This window comes from Rudanella lutea DSM 19387 (assembly GCF_000383955.1).
GTDB lineage: Bacteria > Bacteroidota > Bacteroidia > Cytophagales > Spirosomataceae > Rudanella > Rudanella lutea.
Window position 1 is genome coordinate 1737976 of sequence record NZ_KB913013.1, and the last position, 22409, is coordinate 1760384.

Here is a 22409-nt window from a genome sequence, read left to right on the forward strand (position 1 = left end):
CTGGGCTCATCAGCGTCTGGCGCAGCGGGATTAGGCTCGCCAGGTACGGGCGCGGTTGCCCTTCGCTATGGTGTGCTTTTTACGAACAATACAGGGTCGGCGATAACGTCTCTGAGTGTTACCTACACGGGGGAACAATGGAGAAACGGCGGTAATACAACGGCGCAAATACTTGCTTTTGAGTACGCCACTGGAAGTACCTTATCACTTTCGGCAACAAGTGGATACACCTCAGTTTCTAATCTATCGTTTACGACTCTTGTAAACACAGCTACTGCGGCAGCACTCGACGGTAACGCTTCAGCTAACCGCACTACGTTATCGCAGCTCATTACATTTACAACACCTGTTGCCAATGGAGAATCAATTATTCTTCGGTGGAATGATCTGAATGATTCAGGTAACGATCATGGCTTTGGCATTGATGATTTAAGCGTAACAGCAACTATTCAGGTCACCGGTCCACAGCCACCTGTAGTAGCCAACGCCATTCCGGCCCAAACGGGCACGGCGGGTACACCGTTTAACTTTGTTATTCCGGCCAATACATTCTCAGACCCGAACAACGATGCCCTGACGTACACGGTTAGCGGTCTGCCCGACGGCTTGAGCTTTTCGTCGTCGACCTCGGCCATTACGGGTACGCCCACCACGGCTGGGGGCAGTTCGGTAACCGTTGTTGCCTCCGACCCCGGCAGCCTCTCGGTAGCCACCACCTTTACGTTGACGATCAACCCGGCCAACAGCCCCTCATTGGCCGTTAGCCCCAATGCCCTGTCGGGTTTCACAACCTCGCTGGGTACGGCCTCGGCCGAGCAGTCGTACACCGTCACAACAGCCAATCTGACGAATGATGTAACAGTGACGGCTTCGGGCAATGTGCAGATTTCGACCACCTCAGGCAGCGCCTACACCGGCTCGCTGACTATTCCGGCGGCCACTACCTCGACCGTTATTTTTGTTCGTTTGTCGGATGGTGCTCCTGCTGGCCCATTCTCGGGCAATATCACGCACACGAGCGGTGTACTCACAGCTACCGTGAGCGTAAGCGGTACAGTGAGCGTTCCCGTTGGGGCACCCATTTCGATTGCCACGGCCCGTACGCTGAGCGGTAACACCGTCACCGTTGAAGGTCGGGTAACGGTAAGCTCGCAGTTTGGCGGCCGGTTGTTCTACATTCAGGATGCCACGGCAGGTATGGCCGTTTTCAGCGGTGCATCGCCCGCTGTTGCCATTGGCAGCGTGGCCGAACTGGGTGATCTGGTTCGCGTAACGGGCCTTGTGAAAGTATTCAACGGGTATCTCGAAATCGACTCGCCCACGGGTTATACCATTACCAAGGGTACTTCGGTCGACGTGCCGGCTCCGGTTGTGATTACGTCAATTGACCAGCTATCGGCCAATCAGGGCCGACTGGTGCAACTTGCCGACGCTACCTTTACGAGTGGTGGCACAACGTTTGCCACCACCTCAAGCAACTACTCGATTACTGCCGGTGGCCAGAACGGTATTTTCCGGGTCAATGCCAGCTCTGAACTCGCCGGGGCTACCAAGCCTACTACGGCTACCCTGACCGGTATTGCCGAACGTTTTGTGAACGGCTCGACCGCGGCTGGCAACGACAATATGCAGTTACAGGGCCGGATTCTGCGCGACGTATCGGGCGCGGCTACGGGTGGTGCTTCGGGCTCATTCTGCGCCGGTGACGGTACCACATCAGGTAACGATAGCAGCTTCGATCTGGTTACCTGGAACGTGGAATGGTTTGGACACCCGACCAACGGTCCCTCGAACAACGATCAGCAAGCCACCAACGTCCGGACGGTTCTGCAAAACCTGAATGCCGACATCTACGCCATCCAGGAAATCAGCGACCTGCCCCGTTTTGCGGCTACAGTTAGCCAATTGGGCAGTTACTCGTACGTTTGCTCTGATCGCTACTCGTACAGCTTCTCAAACCCACCCGATGCCTTCGGACAGCGGGTGTGCGTAGTGTACAAAACAAGCACCGTAACGCCGGTAATTGGCGAAACGCGCGCGTACCTGACCGACTTCCCGGTGAGCAACTACCCAACTGGTAACAACAGCAGTTTCTGGGCTTCGGGCCGCTTCCCATTCCTGTTTACGGCCGACGTAAACATCAACGGGGCTACGCGTCGGGTCCGCGTGATCAATATTCACGCTAAATCAGGCTCAGCTACTGAAGACCTCGCGCGTCGGGTGTATGACCTCAACGCGCTGAAGCAGCGGATGGATGCTGACTTCCCGAATGATGCGGTTATTCTGACGGGTGACTACAACGACGACGTTGACGTTTCGATTGCAGTAGGCAACCCATCGCCCTACAAACCATTTGTGGATGATGCGGGCAACTACAGGGTGGTAACGAGCGTGTTCAACCAGAGTGCCTGCTCAACCACGGGCGGCTATCCCGACGCTATCGACCACATCATGGTGTCGAACGAACTGTTTGCAAACACGATCGCCAACGCCACAACGTCGGTTCGCCCGATCATCGCCAACTACCTGAACTCAACGTCGGACCACTATCCATCGCTGACTCGTTTCGCTTTTGCGGCACCGGTAACGGCCCTGACGCTGACCGCTTCGGCCTCGCCAAGCGCCATTACCACTTCAGGTACCACCACGCTGTCGGCTACGGTAGCCGGTGGCTCGTCGCCGTACACCTACTCGTTTAGCGGCCCCGGCACCATCACGCCGAGCGGCAACACAGCTTCCGTATCCGGCCTGTCGGCTGGTGTACAAACGTTTACGGTAACAGCCGTGGATGCTACGTCGCCCACCGCCCAAACTACCAGCACAACAGTTAGCGTATCGGTTACTCAGCAAAACCTGGCCCCGGTAGCTCCCACGGTAGCTCCGCAGTCAGCTACGGTAGGGGCTGCATTTAGCTACGTGGTTCCTGTCTTTACGGACCCCAACGGCGACGCACTTACCTACGCAGCTACGGGCCTACCCGCCAACGGTCTGAGCTTTGATGCCACGTCGCGTGCGATCACGGGTACGCCTTCGACAACGGGTACAGTCAACGTAACCGTTACGGCCACCGATCCCGGTAGCCTCTCGGCATCCGTGACATTTACTATCACGATCAGCCCGGCTCCCCCGCAGAACCTAGCCCCGGTCGCTCCCACGGTAGCTCCGCAGTCAGCTACAGTAGGCACCGCCTTTAGCTTCACGGTTCCTGTCTTTACGGACCCCAACGGCGACGCACTTACTTACGCAGCAACAGGCCTGCCCGCCAACGGCCTGAGCTTTGACGCCACGTCGCGTACGATCACCGGTACCCCGTCGATGTCGGGTACAGTCAACGTAACGGTTTCAGCCACCGACCCCGGCAGCCTCTCAGCGTCGGTAACCTTTGCTATTACAGTTAGCCCGGTTGCCAGCACGACCACTGCTCCGCCTTCGGGCTCGGCGCTGACCCTACTGACACCGACATACAACTGTTCTACAGGCGACATCACGTTTAACACTACGGGTGGCGACGGTACGACCATTACGTATGTAGCCATTGGTGTTCAACGGGCCTCAGCCACCAGCAACACGGGTGTGGTAGAAGCCGGTCTGCGCGCCGATGCCAAACCGCTGACTATCTCGGCAACCCAGAGTGGTACTACAGTAAGCATCACGTTTGACTTTGCCGCTTTCTGCGCCAACCCCGGCTCGGGTACAACCACTACCCCGCCTTCGGGCTCAGCTCTGGCGCTGCTGCCACCCACCTACAACTGTGCAACGGGCGACATTACCTTCAACACCCAGGGTGGCGATGGTACAACCATTACGTACTCAGCAGTAGGTGTACGGCGGGCTTCAGCCACCAGCAATACGGGTGTAGTAGAAGCGGGCCTGCGCGCCGATGCCAAACCGCTGACCATCTCGGCAACCCAAAGCGGTGTAACGGTAAGCATCACGTTTGACTTTGGTGCTTTCTGCGCCAACCCCGGCTCGGGTACTACCACTACCCCGCCAACGGCAACTACCACCTGCGGCAGCTCGGCCAGCACCATTGGTCAGTCGCTTCAGGTAACAGGGGTAACAGATGTGAATTGCCAGACGGGTACGTTCCGGATTCTGACCAGTGGTGGCAACGGCAGCGCGATTAGTTACGCCAACATAGTTGGGTTGAGCAACGCTGATCCGACCAACTGTCTGCGTAGCGTCGATGGTCCTGATCTGTTGCGGGCTATCAATACGGCTTCGTCTGATATTGGCCCGTTCAGTCTGCGTGTTAGCCAGGGTAGCGTACAGAGCAACACCTTTAGCTTCAACTTCAAGCAGTACTGTACGGCTGTTCCTGCCCGGATCGCCCGCGAGGCAGCTGCCGAGCTAAACGTCACGGTGCTGGGTAACCCCACCACGAGCGAAGCTGTTGAGGTCGACGTACGCGGAGCCGGTCAGGAAGCAGTGCGATTTGTATTGACAACGGTACAGGGTCGGGTGATCAACCAGAACTCAGCACAACCGGTACAAGGCACCCTACGGCAGCGTATCGAACTGGGTAATGCTACGGGTATTTATTTACTCCAGGTTACTACCGACACCCAGAAACAAACCGTGAAAATTGTGAAGCAGTAATCTTCGTTTTTTCGCAAAAAACTGAAAGAGGCCCCTCAATTTGAGGGGCCTCTTTCATACCATTTACTCAGGGATTAATACTACTACTTTGTAAACTACCTCTATACTTCAATCTATTTCATAAACTCAATTTTCTCTACTCAAACATTGACAGTCAGTCATATAACTTATCTCGACCGACTACCAGAAAAAGTTTCCGTTCGGACTTTAATTGCTTTATAATATCGCGTCTTCTACGCAATATTGCGGGAACAAATACATCTGTTTTCCACATTCAATTTGTCTCAATTTTTACCACGTTTTTATGTCTCACCTACTACGACCACCAACCGGCCGTCTTTTGACGTGCCTGTTGGTACTGCTCTCCTTATGCTTGGCGCGCAGTGGTCAAGCACAAACCCCCGTTCCTTTAGCCTCTCAACCTGGGTTATCTTACACAGCTACCTTTGCAGATATCGCTAACTGGACGAACGACTTTGCGGCTGGCATAGAAGCCAACCGATTCAAAGGAGTTCCCATAGGCGGTTCTGCTTCGATACCTGATCCGACTCGAACCACACATACGAGCACTTCCTTTACAAGTGGATCATCGGGTGGGGTACAAAGAGGTTCCGGTACATTAGTCTTATTAGCCACTGGAACAACTGACAACACAAACAGTGTAGCCGTTGACTTTTATGTGAGCTTCACGGGGCTGAAAGCCGGAACACTGTCGTTCGATGCGTCGACAATAGATAACAGTACTGGCAACCGAAAGGGTACGTTGAAAGTATATGGATCAACCGACAACGGCGCCAGCTTTACAGACCTGAATGCCAACTATGTAGCGACCAACAACGTAGCTGGTTCAGCAAACGTATCGGTGCAGTTACCAGCGGCATATAATAATGCAACTTTAGCCATCTTCCGGCTGTACTACCATAACGGTGGTACACCTGCAGGCACTACGGGCAGCCGTCCGAAAATTGCGGTTGATAATCTGACAGTCACGGGTTTCGAAAACACCGTTACGCTCGCCAGCAGCAACTCGATTAACTGCGAGCTGACTTCGGCAACCATCACGGCGGCTGCTTCGGCCACCGATGCATCAACAACGTACGCATTTAGCGCGGGGGCTACTCCCGTTGCCCCGAATAGCAATCAGGCTGTCGTCAACACGGCAGGCCCCCACTCAGTCGTAGTCAATACGACTGGTTACATATCGAGTTCGGCCACGATTACCATCACCGTTGATCAAAACCCGCCCGTGCTGAGCATTTCGCCTTCGGCAACGGCCATTTGTAGCGGGGCTACGGTAGGCCTTACGGCAAGCGGTGCAGTATCGTACACCTGGAGTACAGGGGCTAACACGGCCACCATTAACGTCAACCCCACCAGCACCACTACCTACACAGTAACCGGTGCCAACGCGGGCGGCTGTACCAGCACCAGTACGGTAACGGTAACAGTGAACTCGTTCGGAACAGCACCCACGCTCACGCCGAGCGGGACACTGGGTTGCGGAGCGCCAACCATAACACTGACCGCTACGCCAGCCGGTGCGGCTAATTATGCGTTTACGGGTCCGGCGGCTGTTACCGCAAGCGGAGCCACGGCCACCGTAAATACCCCCGGCACGTACACGGTTACAGTAACCGATGCCAACGGCTGCTCGGCTACGGCCACCGCTACCGTAACGGGCACGGGGGGCAGCTGCCCAGTGCAGAACGTGACCAAGAATCTGTTCTACGCCACGATTCAGGCAGCCGTTTCGGCCGCGAGTGCCAACGACCTCATCTATGTACCCGCCGGCACCTACGACGAGCTGGTGGTGATCGACAAGCCGCTTTCGCTCAGCGGTCAGGGCGTCAGCACCAATGTGACCTTTACGGGTACGGTGCCTGGCTCAGCGGTTGCGTCGCTCTTCACGGTAGCCTCGGCCGACGTGACGATTCAAAACTTCGGTTTTACGGTGAATCAGAGCAAGACGCACTCGGCCATCCACACAACCGGCAACGACCGCTCGAACCTGCGCGTGCTGAACAACACCATCACACCAGTTGGTCCGGTTGCCGGTTCTTATGGACTTCGTAATGCCATTGCTATCAACCCGATCGTGAGTACCCCTAACTACACACTCGACAACGACGGGTTTGGGGGTGTGGTCGTGCAGGGCAACCGGGTCAATGCTACTGCAACCAATGCATTCCGGGCGGCCGTTCAGATCGATCTGGCTTCGGGTATCATTGGCGGCACGGGTGCTGGTCAGGGTAACTCGTTTACGGCGATCAACCACGATGTAGTGGCCCGCTTTACCGAGCAGGGCGACATCACCATCCAGGGTAACACGGCCGGTGGCGGTGGTATTCAGATTTCGGACCCCAATCCGGGAGCTGGCACCATCACGGTATCGAACAACACCTTCGACGGAACATTCGCACAGCCCACTACTGGCGTCCTCCCAAGCGGAGCCCTTCTGCGGATTCAGAATAACGGTATTTCGGGCACGAAAACCCTGCTGGTACAGAACAACACGTTCTCGAACCACCGCTGGGCTATCAGCGCCGAAAACAACGCGGGCTTCACCATCACGGGTAATACCTTTACGCCCAATGCAGCCGCTACCGACTACCGCCATATCTCAGTCAACACAAAGCTGATTGCCTCGAACAGCGCTACGTTGACCGACGCGCAAATGCAGACGCTGGGCGGTACTATTGCGGGCAACACGTTCAACGGCTCGTCGACGCCCAACAGCGGAACGGCCATTGCGTTCCTGAACCACCGCACAGCCGGGGCCAAGTTTGGCGCGTTTACCATTGGTTCGTCAGGTTCTGAGAACCAGTTCAACGCAGCAATCGGCACGTTTGTCATGCTCGACAACAGCACCGGAGCCAGCTCAGGCTACGGCTCGCCTTTCGGTGATTATGCGGGCGTACCATCGGCTATCACGACCATGGGCCCCTGGGCTACCGACCTCGACATTCGGAACAACCGGTTCGATATTGGCGGTGGTCTGACACTGCCCTCGGCCTTCAACGGTACGCAGCGTGCTACCCTCGAAACCCGGCTCTTCCACAAGCCCGACGATGTTACGGTAGGTCGACTGCTGTACTTTGATCCGGTACGTAACCTCACCCAGAACACGTTCTTCCCCACTATCCAGTCGGCAGTTAATGCCGCCAATGCAGGCGACGTGATCCAGGCAGCGGAGTACACCTTCAACGAGCGGGTAACCATCGACAAGTCGCTCACTCTGCAAGGAGCCAGCAAAACCGCCACCATCCTCGACGGTACAGGACTGAGTGGTACCGGCAGCGGTATCTCGATCAATAGCGGAGTTACCAACGTGACTATCCGCAACCTGACCGTGCAGAAGTATGTGGGTAACGGCCCCAACAGCAGTGCCGGTATCTACGCAGCTCTGGGCAACAACAACCTGGTCATCTCGGACGTACAGTCGCTGAGCAACTCGGGTGGCTCAGGCTTCTACGCCAACGGGCCCGTGCAGAGTGTGACGGTAACGAGCTCGACCTTCTCGGGCCACGACAACTCGAAAGGGGCAGCCCGGGGTATTGTGATCTGGAACGGCTTCAAGCAGAACATCTACATCGTCAACAACACGGTGACCAACAACAACTGTTGCGGCATCGAGTTGCAGGACGGTACGGCATCGGGCGTAACCATCACGGGGAACACCGTAACGGGTAACGGCGACAGCGGCATTGGCCTTACGGGCTTGAAAGGTGGAGCTGGTGCTAACCTCATCGCCGGAAACACGATTTCGAACAACGGCCGTTTCGGCATCGAAGTCAAGAATCCGAACGGAACGGGTGCCACTTCGGGCGATGGCAGCATCGTCGTAGAAAACAATACGGTAAGCTTTGCCGCCAGCCCATCGATGAACAACCGCGACCATGCGGGTATCTCGGTGTACCGGCGGGCTATGCTGCCGAACAACACCGAAGGCTACCCGGATGTACCCACAGGCGTTGTGGTTCGGAACAACACCGTGACGGGCTTCACGCACCAGAATCAGGTGTCAGCACCAACCGAGAGCGAAGGCTTCGGTATCGTGATCGAAGGCCGGAACCATACCGTAACGGGTAACACGCTGAATAATAATAATATTGGTATTCAGCAGCAAGGCGGTTTGCACCCCACGGCCAACTACGTAGCCAATAACGCGGGCGATGGCCTTCAGGATGCCGGTGCGTCCCCATCTTACTTCGGCCGGGGCAACTCACCGACCGTATGTAACAACACGGTGGATGCCAATAACTTTAGCGGCAACACAACAGACGTTCGGTACAGTGGCCCGGCCGCCTTTACGGTAACGGCCCTGGCCTCGTCGGCAACGGCCTGCATCGGGCAACCGGTTGAACTGTCGGCTCAAACCGTCAACGGTACGGCTCCGTACAGCTTCACGTGGGTAGCGCCCGCCGGTGCCACCATCAATGCCACCAACCTGAGCGCCGTAACGGGTACGCTGTCGGCATCGGGCACGCAAACGTTCACGGTTAACGCACAGGACACGTACGGTTGTACCACATCGGCAACGGTGGTCGTAACCGGCAAGCCTCTGCCTGTAGCTACGCTGGTAGGCCCGGCCGAAATCTGCGCGGGCAACAGCCTGACGCTGACTGCCGGTGGTGGTGTTAGCTACGTGTTCTCACCCAATGTGGTCAGCAGCACGGGCAACACGGCCATTATCAACGCAGCCGGCACGTACTCGGTAACAGCGACAAACAGCGACGGTTGTACCGCCAGCAAGAGCCTGACAGTAACCGAGGCAGCAGCGGCTACCGCTACCCTCTCGTCGGCTACCTTGACTTGCGCCCAAACGAGCGTAACTCTGACCGCCACCGGTGGTACCAGCTATACCCTGAGCGACGGACAGACCAACACAACGGGTCTCTTCACCGTAACGGCCGCCGGTAACTACACCGTAACGGTAAGCAACGCAGCCGGATGTACCGCTACAGCGACCTCATCGGTAACGCTGAATAACACGCAGCCTACCCTGACCATCAGCCCCTCGGCCACCACGATCTGTGCCGGCACGAGTACGAACCTGACAGCCAGCGGTGCGGCATCGTTCACCTGGAGTACAGGCGCCACAACGGCCGGTATCAGCGTATCGCCCACGACGACAACGGTTTACTCGGTAACGGGTACCAACGCCATTGGTTGTACGGGTACGGCATCCGTTACGGTGACCGTAAATCAGATTCCGAATGTGACGGTAGCCGTGAACCCCTCGCAAACCGTTTGCGCAGGCACGTCGATCACACTCACAGCGAATGCTCCTGCGGGCAGCACATACCGCTGGGCTCCGGGTCTGATCAACAACACTTCAGCCTCGTTTGCTCCGCTGCTTCCGATCAACACAACCACTACGTACAGTGTAACGGTAACCAACGCCGGTTGCCGCACCACCATCAGTACGGAGGTCACCGTGAACCCACGGCCAACGGTATCGGTATCGCCAAGCGCAGCCTCGATTTGCTCAGGTCAGTCGGTAACGCTGACGGCCAACGCAACCGGCACGGGTCCGTTCAGCTACACCTGGACCAACGCGCCAGCGGGTCAGCAGAACAATCCGTTTATCGTGGTTGATGCAAGTGGTGCCTACACGGTTCGGGTAACCGATGCCAACGGATGTACCCCATTGCTGCCGGGTGCTTCAGCCATTGTAACGATTGGTCTGCCAGCCGCTCCTGTGGTCAGCAGCACCAACAACTTCACGGCCTGCGAGGGTACGCCAGTTAGCCTGTCGGCCAGCTGCGTAACGAATACAACCGCCCGCTGGCGTGCAAGCGATGGTACCATCACCAACGCATCAACGCTCAGCAGCCCAAGCACGGCCGGTACGTATAACTACACGGTTGTCTGCGTAGCTTCGGGCATTGGCAACTGCGAAAGCACCTCGATTCTGGCAACGGCTACTGTATCGGCTGCGCCGGTGGTTAGCCTGGCAGGTCCGGCCCTGGTGTGCTCAGGTAGCAGCGCTACGCTGACGGCATCGGCGGCTGCACCCGGCACCACGTATGTGTTCTCGTCGAATGTGGTGAGCAGTGCCGGTAACACGGCGGTGATCAACGCGGCAGGCACCTACTCGGTAACGGCTACGGCCAGCGGTTGCTCGTCGACCACCAGCCTCACCGTAGGTGCGGGTACGACGCCAACGGCTTCGCTCACCAACAGCGGTGTACTGAGCTGCTCGAACACGACGGTTACGCTGACCGCTACGGGCGGCAACAGCTACACCCTGAGCAATGGGCAGAGCAATACGACGGGTATCTTCACCGTATCAACAGCCGGTACTTATACCGTGACGGTAGGTAACGGCGACGGTTGCACCTCGACGGCAACAACTACGGTAACGAGCACCACCAACGCCATCACGGCAACACTGGTGGCGAGCGGAACCCTCTCGTGCGCCAACCCAAGCGTAACCCTTACGGCTACCCCATCGGGTCTGGCTTCGTATGTGTTCAGTGCGGGTGCTACCCAAATTGGTGGCAGCACGGGTAATACCGCTACCGTAACCACGGCGGGTACGTACTCCGTTACGATCACCGACGCGGGTGGTTGCTCGGCAGTGGCACAGGTTACCGTAATGGGTAGCTCAACCGCTCCGGTGGCCTCACTCACCGCCAGCGGTGTACTCAGCTGCTCAACTACGTTTGTTGCCCTGACCGCTTCACCAGCGGGTGCTGTCTCGTACGCATTCAGTTCAGGTGCCACCCAGATTGGCGGCAGTGCGGGCAATACGGCTACCGTAACGACACCGGGTATCTACTCAGTAGTCATCACGGGTGCTAATGGCTGCACCACCTCGGCTTCGGTTACGGTGATGGGCAGCAGTACCGCCCCAACGGTCAGCCTGGCCAACAACGGCACCATTACCTGCAACAACACGAGCGTAACACTGACCGCTACGCCGGCTGGTCAGGGTACGTATATGTTCAGCGCGGGTGCTACGCAGATTGGCGGCAGCACGGGTAACACCGCTACGGTATCGGCAGGTGGTACTTACACCGTTGTAGTAACGGCGGCTAACGGCTGCACGGCTTCGGCTACAACCACGGTCGAAAGCGCCACCAACGCGGTCAACGCAACACTGGCAGCTTCTGGTACACTCACCTGTGCCCAAACGAGCGTGACCCTGACAGCTACGGGTGGCAACAGCTACACCCTGAGCAACGGTCAGTCCAACACGACGGGTATCTTCACCGTATCGACGGCCGGTACATACACCGTAACCGTAAGCAATGCCGGCAACTGCACGGCAACCGCTACCGCGACGGTGATGAGCAGCACCGCTGGCCCGGCCGTAACGATTGCGGCTCTGCCGGGTAATACGGTAACGATGGGTCAAGGCCTGACGCTGACGGCCTCGGGTGCCACCAGCTACACCTGGAGCACCGGTGCCACCACGGCGAGCATCAACCCGCCCACCTCAGCAACGGGAACCTTTACCTACTCGGTAACGGGTACAGCGGGTAACGGCTGCTCAGGCACGGCGACGGTCTCAATCACGGTATCGAACACAGTAGCACCGGCCTGTGGTAGCCCAGCAGGTACCATTGGTCAGCCGCTGGCGCTGATGGAGCCGATCTACAACTGTCAGACAGGTCAGATTCAGTTTATCACCGTAGGTGGTAACGGTAGCCCGATTACGTTCTCGGCAGTGGGTATCACTGGCCCAACCATGAGCTGCACAGCGATGGTTGACGGTCAGGTAGCGATCGACATCCGCAACCAGAGCACCAACGTGCAACCGTTTGTTCTGTTTGCAACGCAAAATGGCGTAACGGTGAGCTATACCTGGAACGCCCTGGCAGCCTGCTCGGGTGGTATGGGTAACAACTCGCCAACGGTCGTAAACCCAGTGGGCCCGCAGTCGGCTACGGTTGGTGTACCGTTCACGCTGAACATCGGGAATGTATTTAGCGATATGGAAACGCCGAACAGCCTGGTGCTGTCGGTAAGTGGCCTGCCTGCCGGTCTGACCTTCAGCGGTACGACCATCAGCGGCACGCCATCGTTCTCGGGTGTGAGCACGGTTACGCTACGCGCCACCGATCCGGGTAGCCTCTCAACCGGCGCTACCTTCACGCTGACCGTAAGCCCGGCCAGCAGCACGACGGTAGCTCCGCCTGCCAACACGGCCCCCACGGTGGCCAACGCAGTAGGACCTCAGTCGGCAACGGTGGGTACCGCTTACTCGCTCAACGTGGGTGGTGTCTTCACCGACGCCCAGACGCCGGGTAGCCTCGTGCTCTCAGCCAGCGGTCTGCCGGCTGGTCTGTCACTGGCAGGAACCACCATCAGCGGTACCCCATCAGTATCGGGTGTGGTTACCGTTACGCTGACGGCCACCGACCCCGGTAGCCTCTCGGCCAGCACCAGCTTCCAGCTTACGGTGAGCCCAGCAGCCAGCACCACGACCAACCCACCTGTGGGCGGTCCGTTGGCCGCTACGGTGGTGAGCTACAACTGCCAGACGGGTGCGATTGTCTTTGGTTCGACGGGTGGCAACGGTTCAGCGGTTGAGTATCTGGCCATCGGTATCACCGGCTGGACCACCAACACCAACCACATGATCGAAGCTGGTCTGCGGGCCGATCCCAAGCCGGTGACGGTGCGGGTACGCCAGAACGGTGTGGAAGGAACCGCCTTTGTCTTCGACTTTGGTGCCTTCTGCTCGGGCAACCCACAACCGCCCACCAACACGGCCCCCACGGTGGCCAACGCGGTAGGACCTCAATCGGCAACGGTAGGTACCGCTTACTCGCTCAACGTGGGTGGTGTCTTCACCGACGCCCAGACACCGGGTAGCTTAGTGCTCTCAGCCAGCGGTCTGCCGGCTGGTCTGTCACTGGCAGGAACCACCATCAGCGGTACCCCATCGGTATCCGGTGTGGTTACCGTTACGCTGACGGCCACCGACCCCGGTAACCTTGCAGGTAGCACCAGCTTCCAGCTCACGGTAAGCCCGGCAACGAGCGGCACAACCACCCCGCCTGCGCCTGCAAGCTGTGGTAGCCCAGCCAATACGTTGGGTGGTGCACTCCAGATCACGGGTGTAGCGGATGTGAATTGCCAAACGGGTACGTTCCGGATTCTGACCAGCGGTGGCGACGGCAGCGCGATTAGCTACGCCAACATCGTCGGTCTGAAGAATGCCGATCCAACCAACTGTCTGCGTTCGCTGGATAACCAGGATCTGATCAATGCGGTGAACAACCCATCGTCTGACATCAATCCGTTCCAGCTGCGCGTAACTCAGGGTGGTAACACCAGTAACACGTTTAGCTTCAACTTCAAAGGCTTCTGCACAGGCGGAGCCCGGGTTGCACGCGAAACGGCTGCTGAGCTGGAGGTTACGGTAATGGGCAACCCAACTTCGGCCGAGTCAGTTGAGGTCGAGGTACGCGGAGCCGGCGACGAAGCCATCACCCTGCGCGTAGTTGCTCTGCAAGGTCAGTCGGTGAGCAACCAGTTAGTAACTCCTGCTTCGGGCGTAGCTCGTGGTCGGGTGAAACTGGGCGAATCGGCGGGCACGTACCTCTTGCAGGTAAGCACACCGACCCGGACTAAAACCGTGAAGGTGGTTCGGCAGTAACAGGTTCTGCTTAGAACAAGAGCCCCCGACCTGACCGTCGGGGGCTCTTTGTTTATATAGACGCTGAACACGCACTATGTCAGCACAAACTGTCTAATGAATAGTGTACAGTGTATAATGAGCTATTGTGCTGACTGTACATTATACCCTATTCATGGTACATTCATGTAGTGGTCATATTTGTCACCCCACTGAGAACAAACTCGCCGATGAATTATATTTGTCAGTTCATCTATCCTATTTTGAAACTACTGTTCATCTAACAACTGTCCATGCGAAACCATTTACTCAGCCTTTGTTGCCTGCTCGCATTCGCCCTTCAGGCCGTCGCGCAGTCGACACCGCAGATTATGTTTCAGGGTTGGTACTGGGACTATCCCAAAACGGGTCAGAGTACCACCGGCCCATCGGGCGTTTCGTTTAACTGGTCGGATACACTCCGGCTCAAAGCCCCCGCCCTGAGTCAGGCCGGCTTCACCCACGTATGGTACCCGCCCTTTGCCGGCAACGGCAACCGGAGTGGTGGCTACGACCCGCGCGACCTGTTTGTGGGCCCCTCGCAAACCTCCCTCGGCACCCTTCCCGAAATCAAAAGCATGGTCAACTCGCTAACCGCCGTGGGCATCACACCCGTAGCCGACATGGTGTACAACCACCGCGACGCGGGCGATCTGGAAACCAACCCCGCCGTAAAAGATTACATCACCACCTTTGCGAGCGGCAACAACCCCAGTTGCGGGTTCAAGCGCCCTTTTCCGTCGGATCGGTACCGAATGGTCATTCCGATTGGCGGCTCGGCAGCCGAGGGTGCCGGCACGTACTACATCAAAATGCGGTCGCGGGGAAATATTTTCAACGGCGCCAAGTACGCGTTTCATGCCACGACCAACAAAATCGGCGGGTCGCGGTGGAGTCCGGTTGTGACGCCCGACGTTGACCTGACCACCTCGGCCGACGTATTTCAGTACTCAGCCCAGCTGGGCCGGAACTACCTCAACCGGATCGACGGAAACGGCGACCTCGATGAATTTGCCGTGACCGTGACCACCAACGATTTCAATGCGGCCGGTGACCTGCTTATTATTCAGGCTATCAACTACGACAGCGAATACTCCGACCACCTGCCTATTGATATTTTCTACGTCCCGGCCAATGGTGGGGGGGCTTACAACGTAGCCGATTTCACCAATCCGTTTGGTGCAGGGTACAAACTCCAGTTTCAGACCTACACCAACTTTGGCAACATGCCCAGCGGGCGGGGAGCTCTCGACTGGAACGGTTTCCGGCCGCACTTCACCAGCAGCAGCCCGGCGGGATGGTCGCAAACCACCTGCCTGGGGCCGCAGTGGTCTATGCAGAGTCTGGATTATTTCTACGATTACGACCACAACATCCCGGCGACCAAAGACCTGCTGGTCGACTGGACGAAGTGGGCCTTCGACGATTTAGGATCAAAGGGCCTTCGTGTCGATGCTGTCAAACATTTTGAGCCCTCGTTTATGCGCACCATGCTTGAAGAAATGCGCGCCAGTGGCCGAACGCCCAACCTGGTGGTGGGTGAGTGGTACGGCAACAACCGCGCTGAGCTGAAAGGCTGGGTTGATGCGGTGTACAGCGGCATGAATACCGATACTCGCAACAACGTACAGGTGCGGGTGTTCGACTTTGCCCTGCGCGACGCCCTCAAGCAGGCCCTCGACAACGGAGCCGACCCGCGTAATGCGTACTTCAACAGCCTCCGCTTTGCCACCGATGGCAACAGCTTTGGATCGGGCAACAACATTGTGACGTTTCTGAACAACCACGATTTCCGCAGCGACAACCCCACGTTTGGCGATGCCCTCGTGCACAACAACCCCGACCTGGGCTACGCCTGGATTCTGACCAATAACCAGTTGGGCGTACCGGCCGTTTTCTACCCCGACTATTACGGTTACCCAGCCCGCAATACCACCTATGGTAACGATGTGATCGGGTTTAATTACCACCCCGTGGGGCTACCGGCTCTCAAACCCGCTATCGACAAGCTGATTCAGGTCCACAAAAAATACATAACCGGTTCCACGAGCATGGACCTGCTCAACCATTTTGGCGGTAGCAACACAGCCCCGGCTCCGAACAACTATATTCAGAGCAGTCCGAACAAGGTTTTGATTTACCAGTTGAATGCCTCAGGTTCTGTGGGCGGCAAAGAGGTGCTCGTGGCTATTAACTTCGACAACCAGCCTTTGCGGGTCGATCATCAGATTGCCGTCCGCAACGGAATCCAGACCGGCACCCGTTTCGGCGATGTGCTGGGGCGCTCGGCTTTCCCGTTTGCCGTAGTCGACGGACAAAACCGGGTCTACATGGAGCTACCCGCCAAGAGCTATTCTGTTTGGGTGCAGGATGCCGCACCACTGTCGGTAACCTTGGCCAGCACCACCGTTTGTGCGGGCGAATCCAATACGCTCACCGCTGCAGTTTCCGGCGGAACGGCTCCTTATCAATATCAATTTTCGGCGGGTACGGTAGCCGTTCCGGGCAGCAGCAGTATAGCTACGGCCAGTACGGCCGGGGTGTACTCCGTAACCGTTACCGACGCCCTCGGCCTATCGGCAACGGCAACCGTGAGCGCCACGGTTTTGCAGCCAGCTTTTGCTGCGGCACCTACCCTGTCGCAAACACTGGTGTCGGGTGGGCAATCGCTCACGCTATCGTACATGGCCAATAACGCACCGGGCAGTTGCGCGTTTGCCGCCAATGGACCATTCTGGGCGGAGATCGCTTCTAATTCGAGCTTTCCAACCTCCACAACGCTCACCCCCGTTACGGCCGATGCCACCCAAATGGTGGTAGCTCTGCCCGCTTCGCTCAATGCCGGAGAGCTCTACTACCTGCGCGTTGGCTACGGCCAGGCGGTTTACAGCCCGGCGGCCTCGTTGGTGGTCAGTACAACGCTCACGATTGTTGCCAACCAGACGGTGGTTTGCCCCGGTGGGCAGGTACAGCTCGACGCAAGCGGCTGCCCGGCCCCCAATGTGGTAGTCTGGAGTACCGGACAAAGCGGGCCAAGCATCATTGTCAATCCCGCGACCACCACCACTATCTCGGCCTCATGCGTAAGTGCCACCAACGCCCGAATGGCCTCGCCTAATACAGCTAACGGATCTTTGCCAACCGGTAACCAAGGGGCAGCTGAGCAGGCGTTTCCCAAAAAGCCCACGGCATCACCAAACAATAGGCAGAGCCAACCTAAATAAATAATCTCGACACGCAAAAAGGGCGGCCGTAGACAGAACATCTACGGCCGCCCTTTTTGCGTATGTACCTACCGGTAGCCAGGCCATTGATCGCTTCCCGACAGCCAATTGATCAGGCAAACTACTTTTCAAATAAAGAATACTATATCTATTTATTAAGATACATAGGAACAAGTTGCTCCATTTTTGCTTAGTCGGAATACTTATACTTTTAAAAGCAATACCAGTTCTTCAAAAACTATACCAATTAATAAAAAATTTTCCCGCCTAAGCCTAAATGTTTACTATGAATATAGAATTAAATGTCTATTTGAGCCTACGGGACACTTTCTATACAAATATATTTATTATCATATAACAATGGTACGAAATTGGAATCAAATTTGCCTATACTACTATATAAAAACCCCCGTATGTATGCTTAAAAAATTTACCCTTCCGTTATTAGTGTTTATTTGCTTATCGGTTACATGCAACTACGTCTTCTCGCAAGACATTCCGGCACAAACGGCCTTGATTCCGTCGCCCCGAAAAGCGTTTACGCCGACCCCGCAATCGGTACGGGGGTATTGGAATATCGACGTAGTCGATGACTTTACGCTGCCCAAGAGTAAACACCTTACCTTTAGTGGGGCCGGGCGCAACCTGCACGTTAAAGACAGTTGGGACAAACTGTTCCGAAGGGGGTTTTCGGCTATTGAGCGATCGCGGATGACCGACGACGAGCTCGGCTACTCGCCTTTAGCCAACGCCAAGTACGACCGGGGGTCAAAATTCACACAGTCGAGTACCTGGACCAGCCGGCTACTACCCGAGCAACGTTCGCTCATTCTGTACCAGAACTATTTTACTGACTTACCCTTTAACCTACCCTGGGCCCGCAACAGCGACCTGGCCAAGGACACGTATTTTCTGCGGCCACCCGGCTCGATCAACGAGCGCGAGAGTCTGGGGCAGGCCATGTCTGAGCTGAGCGGGGGTTGTGTTGGCTTCGGTGACTGCCCACCTTCGGGGCAGGTAAGTACGTTCGGCAAGATTTTCTTCGACATTGAAAACGAAGGCACCAGCCCTGGCAACGAGCAGGAGCACGCTAATCTGTACGTGTACAAGATGTGGATGCTTCGGCAGCGTATCAGCCCGTACACCGAAATCGGTGGGATTGGCCCGGTGCCGCACAACAGTTATGGCTACTCGCGTTCGTCGGACTTTGCCAATATTAGCTCGCCCGACTGGCTTTGGCGTATGCCCGCCAAACAGATTGACGCCACTAATACCCGAGGCCGGGGTATGCCCGATGCGATTGTGGGTAAAACCTTTGGCGAACTGGCTCATTTCCAGATGCCCGGCACGTACTTTTTGTCGTCGGACTTCGATTATGCGGCCCGGCACAACGGCGATGAAGACCGGCACTGGCTTGCCAGCGTATTGGGCGAGCAGGAAGTGAACATGAAGCTTTCGCCCAAAAAGCGAATTGCGTGGCAGTGGCTGTTCAACACCCAAAGTTCGGAACCGGGGCAGGCTGCCCGGGCTGAATACCCGGCTCCACCGGCCATTGCCGAAGGAATGGCTATTTTTTACTGGTTTACGGGCGCACACGGGGCTATTCTGTGGGACGACTGGAATATTCTGACGCCCAATGCCCCCGTGGTACCGGGCCGCGAAAACCTCGACAACGACCGCAACTATAGCGTGTACGAGCACTACCTCCACGGCCTGTGGCGGCTGTTTAAGCACCACGGTGACCTGTTCAACGGGCAGGAGATCTACCTCAACGAAGCCACCGAATGCTCGTACGATAACGGTAAGACCTGGTACCGGCTCAACTCAAATGCCCAGAAGCGGAGCGGGAAGCCGTTTGCCCGCGCCATTGTCAACGGAAGTCAGATTCTGATTGCGGCTACCCAACCGTACGCGTCGGCGAGTCAGGAAACCCAGATGATGGTGCGGTACGTGCAGGGTAACTACCGCTTTTATACAACGATTAACCTGAAGGGCGACGAAATTTTTCTGGGTCGGGCAACCATGCCTACCGGCACAAGCTCTTTCTCGCCAGCTCTGACCACCATGGACCCACCGGCTCCCAAGCCGTTGGCCGCTACCGTATCAACGTACAACTGCTCAACGGGGGCTATTGTATTCGGGTTTACAGGTGGCAGCACCACCTCGCCCGTCGAGTACAAAGCACTGGGTATCACCGACTGGACGACCAACGCCAACCAGGTCATTGAAGCCGGCCTGCGGGCTGACCCAAAAACGATCACAATCTATATTCGGCAAAATGGCGTAGAGGGAGCTCCGTATAATTTCGACATGAAAGCGTACTGCTCGGGTAACCCGCTGCCACCCGCCAATACCGCGCCGGTGGTAGCCAAAGCCCTATCTCCTGAGTCGGGAACGGTCGGAGTTGGGTACAGCCTGAACCTGAGTACGGTATTTACCGATGCCGAAACGCCAACCGGGCTGGTGCTGTCAGTGGCAGGTTTGCCCGCGGGCCTTCAGTTTTCGGGGGGTACCATTTCGGGAACGCCTTCGGTATCGGGGGTGAGTACCATTACCGTTACAGCTACCGATCCGGGGAACCTATCGGCACAGACAACCTTTGCACTAACCATTAACCCGGCCTCTGCCCCCACTCCCACCCCTCCGCCCCCAATAACCGGCGGGCCACTGGGAGCCACGGTGGTTACGTACAACTGTTCGACAGGGGCCATTATGTTCGGCTTTACCGGCGGTAATGGCTCAACGGTTGAGTACGCGGCTATCGGTATTACGGGCTGGACCACCAACCCCTCGCATATTCTGGATGCGGGCTTACGCTCCGACCCCAAAACTATTTCGGTTATGGTTCGGCAGGGCGGTGTGCAGGGGCTGTCGTTTTCGTTCGATATGAAAGCCTATTGCAGCGCCCCGCAGCCTGTAACCAACACAGCCCCTACGGTGGTGAACCTTGTTGGACCACAGTCGGCCACGGTTGGTACGGCGTACTCGCTGAATATTGGCTCAGTGTTTACCGATGCCCAGACGCCCGGCAACCTGACTTTGTCGGCAGCGGGACTACCTGCAGGCTTGACCCTCACGGGAACCGCCATCACCGGCACCCCCTCGGCATCGGGCGTGAGCACCATTATGCTCAAGGCCACCGATCCCGGTAACCTGACTACTGCGACCAGTTTTCAACTGACGGTAAGTCCGGTACCAAGTGTAACTGTGGTGACCAACACAGCTCCCACTATTGCGAACCTCGTTGGAGCACAAACAGCTACGGTTGGCACGGCCTACTCGCTCAACGTGGGCAACGTCTTCACCGACGCCCAAACGCCCAACAGCCTGACCTTGTCGACCCTGGGGCTCCCGACCGGCCTGACCCTAAACGGTAGCCTAATTACCGGTACGCCTTCCACTTCGGGGGTAAGCAATGTGGCTCTTATAGCTACCGACCCCGGCAGTCTCTCCACCGTTACTCTTTTTGTGCTGACGGTGAACCCGGCTCCGAGCGTGACGGTAGTGACCAACACGGCCCCTACCGTGGTGAACCTCATCGGCGCACAAACGGGTACTGTCGGTACGGCGTACTCGCTGAATATTGGCTCGGTGTTTACCGATGCCCAGACGCCCGGTAGCCTGACCTTGTCGGCAATGGGCCTGCCTGCGGGCCTGACCCTGACGGGAACGGCCATCACCGGCACCCCCTCGGCGACAGGTGTGAGTACCATTACGCTCAAAGCCACCGACCCCGGTAACCTGACGGCCGCCACCAGTTTTCAGTTAACGGTACGTTTGGGGAATACGCCCCCGGTTGTTGTGAATCCCGTTGGCCCACAGTCGGGTACAACCGGTGTAAGCTACAGCCTGAATGTAAGCGCCATTTTTACGGATGCCGAAACCCCCACGCAACTGCTGATGTCGATTAGCGGACTGCCAGCGGGGCTGCAACTGTCGGGCTCTAATCTGGTTGGTACGCCAACCGTAGCCGGTAGCAGCACTATGATTATTACCGTGACCGATCCGGGAGGGCTCTCAACGACGTTCCGGATTCCGATTACGATTGTGCAGGGCAACACGCGCCCCGTTATTGCCAATCTCGTCAGTCCGCAAACGGCTACGCAGGGTGTAAGCTATACGCTCAATGTAGGGTCGGTGTTTACCGATATGGAAACCCCCAATAGCCTGACGCTATCGGCAGTGGGCCTTCCGGCCGGGTTAACCCTCACCGGTACCACGATCACCGGAACGCCTTCGGTCACTGGCCAGAGCAGTGTGGCCCTCGTAGCCACCGATCCCGGCAGCCTCACTACCGCTACCATTTTTCTCTTGACGGTGAATGCGCCCGTGAGTACCACCGGTTGCGGCAGCCCGGCCAACACCATTGGTCAAACACTGCGGATTATGGGCGTTACGGATGTGAATTGTCAGACGGGTACGTTCCGCATCAGTACACGCGGAGGTAACGGCACTACGATATTCTACGACAACAACGTGGGCCTGAAAAATACCGACCCAACTAACTGTTTGCGGATACTCGACAATCCGGATATGGTGAAGGCAATCAACAACCCGAACTCCGACATCGGAGCTTTCCAACTGAAAGTTCGGCAGGGCAACGTGACCAGCAACACGTTTACGTTCAACTTCAAGCAGTATTGCACCGGTGCTGGAGCTACCTCCCGCATGGCTTACGAAAGCCCCGGTGACCTAACCGTACTGGTCTTGGGGAACCCCACACCCGACGAATGGGCCCGGCTCGAAATTCAGTCGGTTGGCAACGAACCCCTTTCGCTACAGGTCTTGAACGTACAGGGGCAGGTACTCAGCATCCGGCACGTTGAGCCCTCAGGCGACACGATTCGGCAGCAGGTATGGCTGGGCAAAACACCCGGCGTATTTGTGGTGCAGGTTAGTACGCCCACACGCAGCCAAAGCGTAAAAGTGGTGAAGCAATAACGAATTCAACCCCA

At 57.1% G+C, this 22409-nt stretch carries 4 protein-coding genes; all 4 read left to right on the top strand.

Annotation, left to right across the window (positions count from 1 at the left end; genetic code table 11):
- The first annotated feature begins 72 nt into the window (after nt 1-72).
- The 4 genes from RUDLU_RS27050 (at nt 73) to RUDLU_RS30000 (ending at nt 22395) form a co-directional block, all read left to right on the top strand.
- Complete coding sequence (locus RUDLU_RS27050; RefSeq protein ID WP_044129371.1) at nt 73-4599, top strand: putative Ig domain-containing protein; 4527 nt, start codon at nt 73-75, stop codon at nt 4597-4599.
- Between the two features lie 679 nt (nt 4600-5278).
- Nucleotides 5279-14212, top strand: a complete 8934-nt coding sequence (locus RUDLU_RS0107175) for a beta strand repeat-containing protein (protein ID WP_020657217.1) — start codon at nt 5279-5281, stop codon at nt 14210-14212.
- Nucleotides 14213-14484: 272 nt separating this feature from the next.
- Nucleotides 14485-17454, top strand: coding sequence for an alpha-amylase family glycosyl hydrolase (locus RUDLU_RS0107180; protein WP_157580115.1), 2970 nt, complete (start codon nt 14485-14487; stop codon nt 17452-17454).
- Nucleotides 17455-17871: 417 nt separating this feature from the next.
- Nucleotides 17872-22395, top strand: coding sequence for a putative Ig domain-containing protein (locus RUDLU_RS30000; protein WP_169578030.1), 4524 nt, complete (start codon nt 17872-17874; stop codon nt 22393-22395).
- The last annotated feature ends 14 nt before the right edge of the window (nt 22396-22409 follow it).

Coding starts and splice junctions, on each gene's coding strand:
- RUDLU_RS0107180 (WP_157580115.1), top strand. CDS start 14,485: ATGCGAAACCATTTACTCAGCCTTTGTTGCCTGCTCGCATTCGCCCTT.
- RUDLU_RS30000 (WP_169578030.1), top strand. CDS start 17,872: ATGCTTAAAAAATTTACCCTTCCGTTATTAGTGTTTATTTGCTTATCG.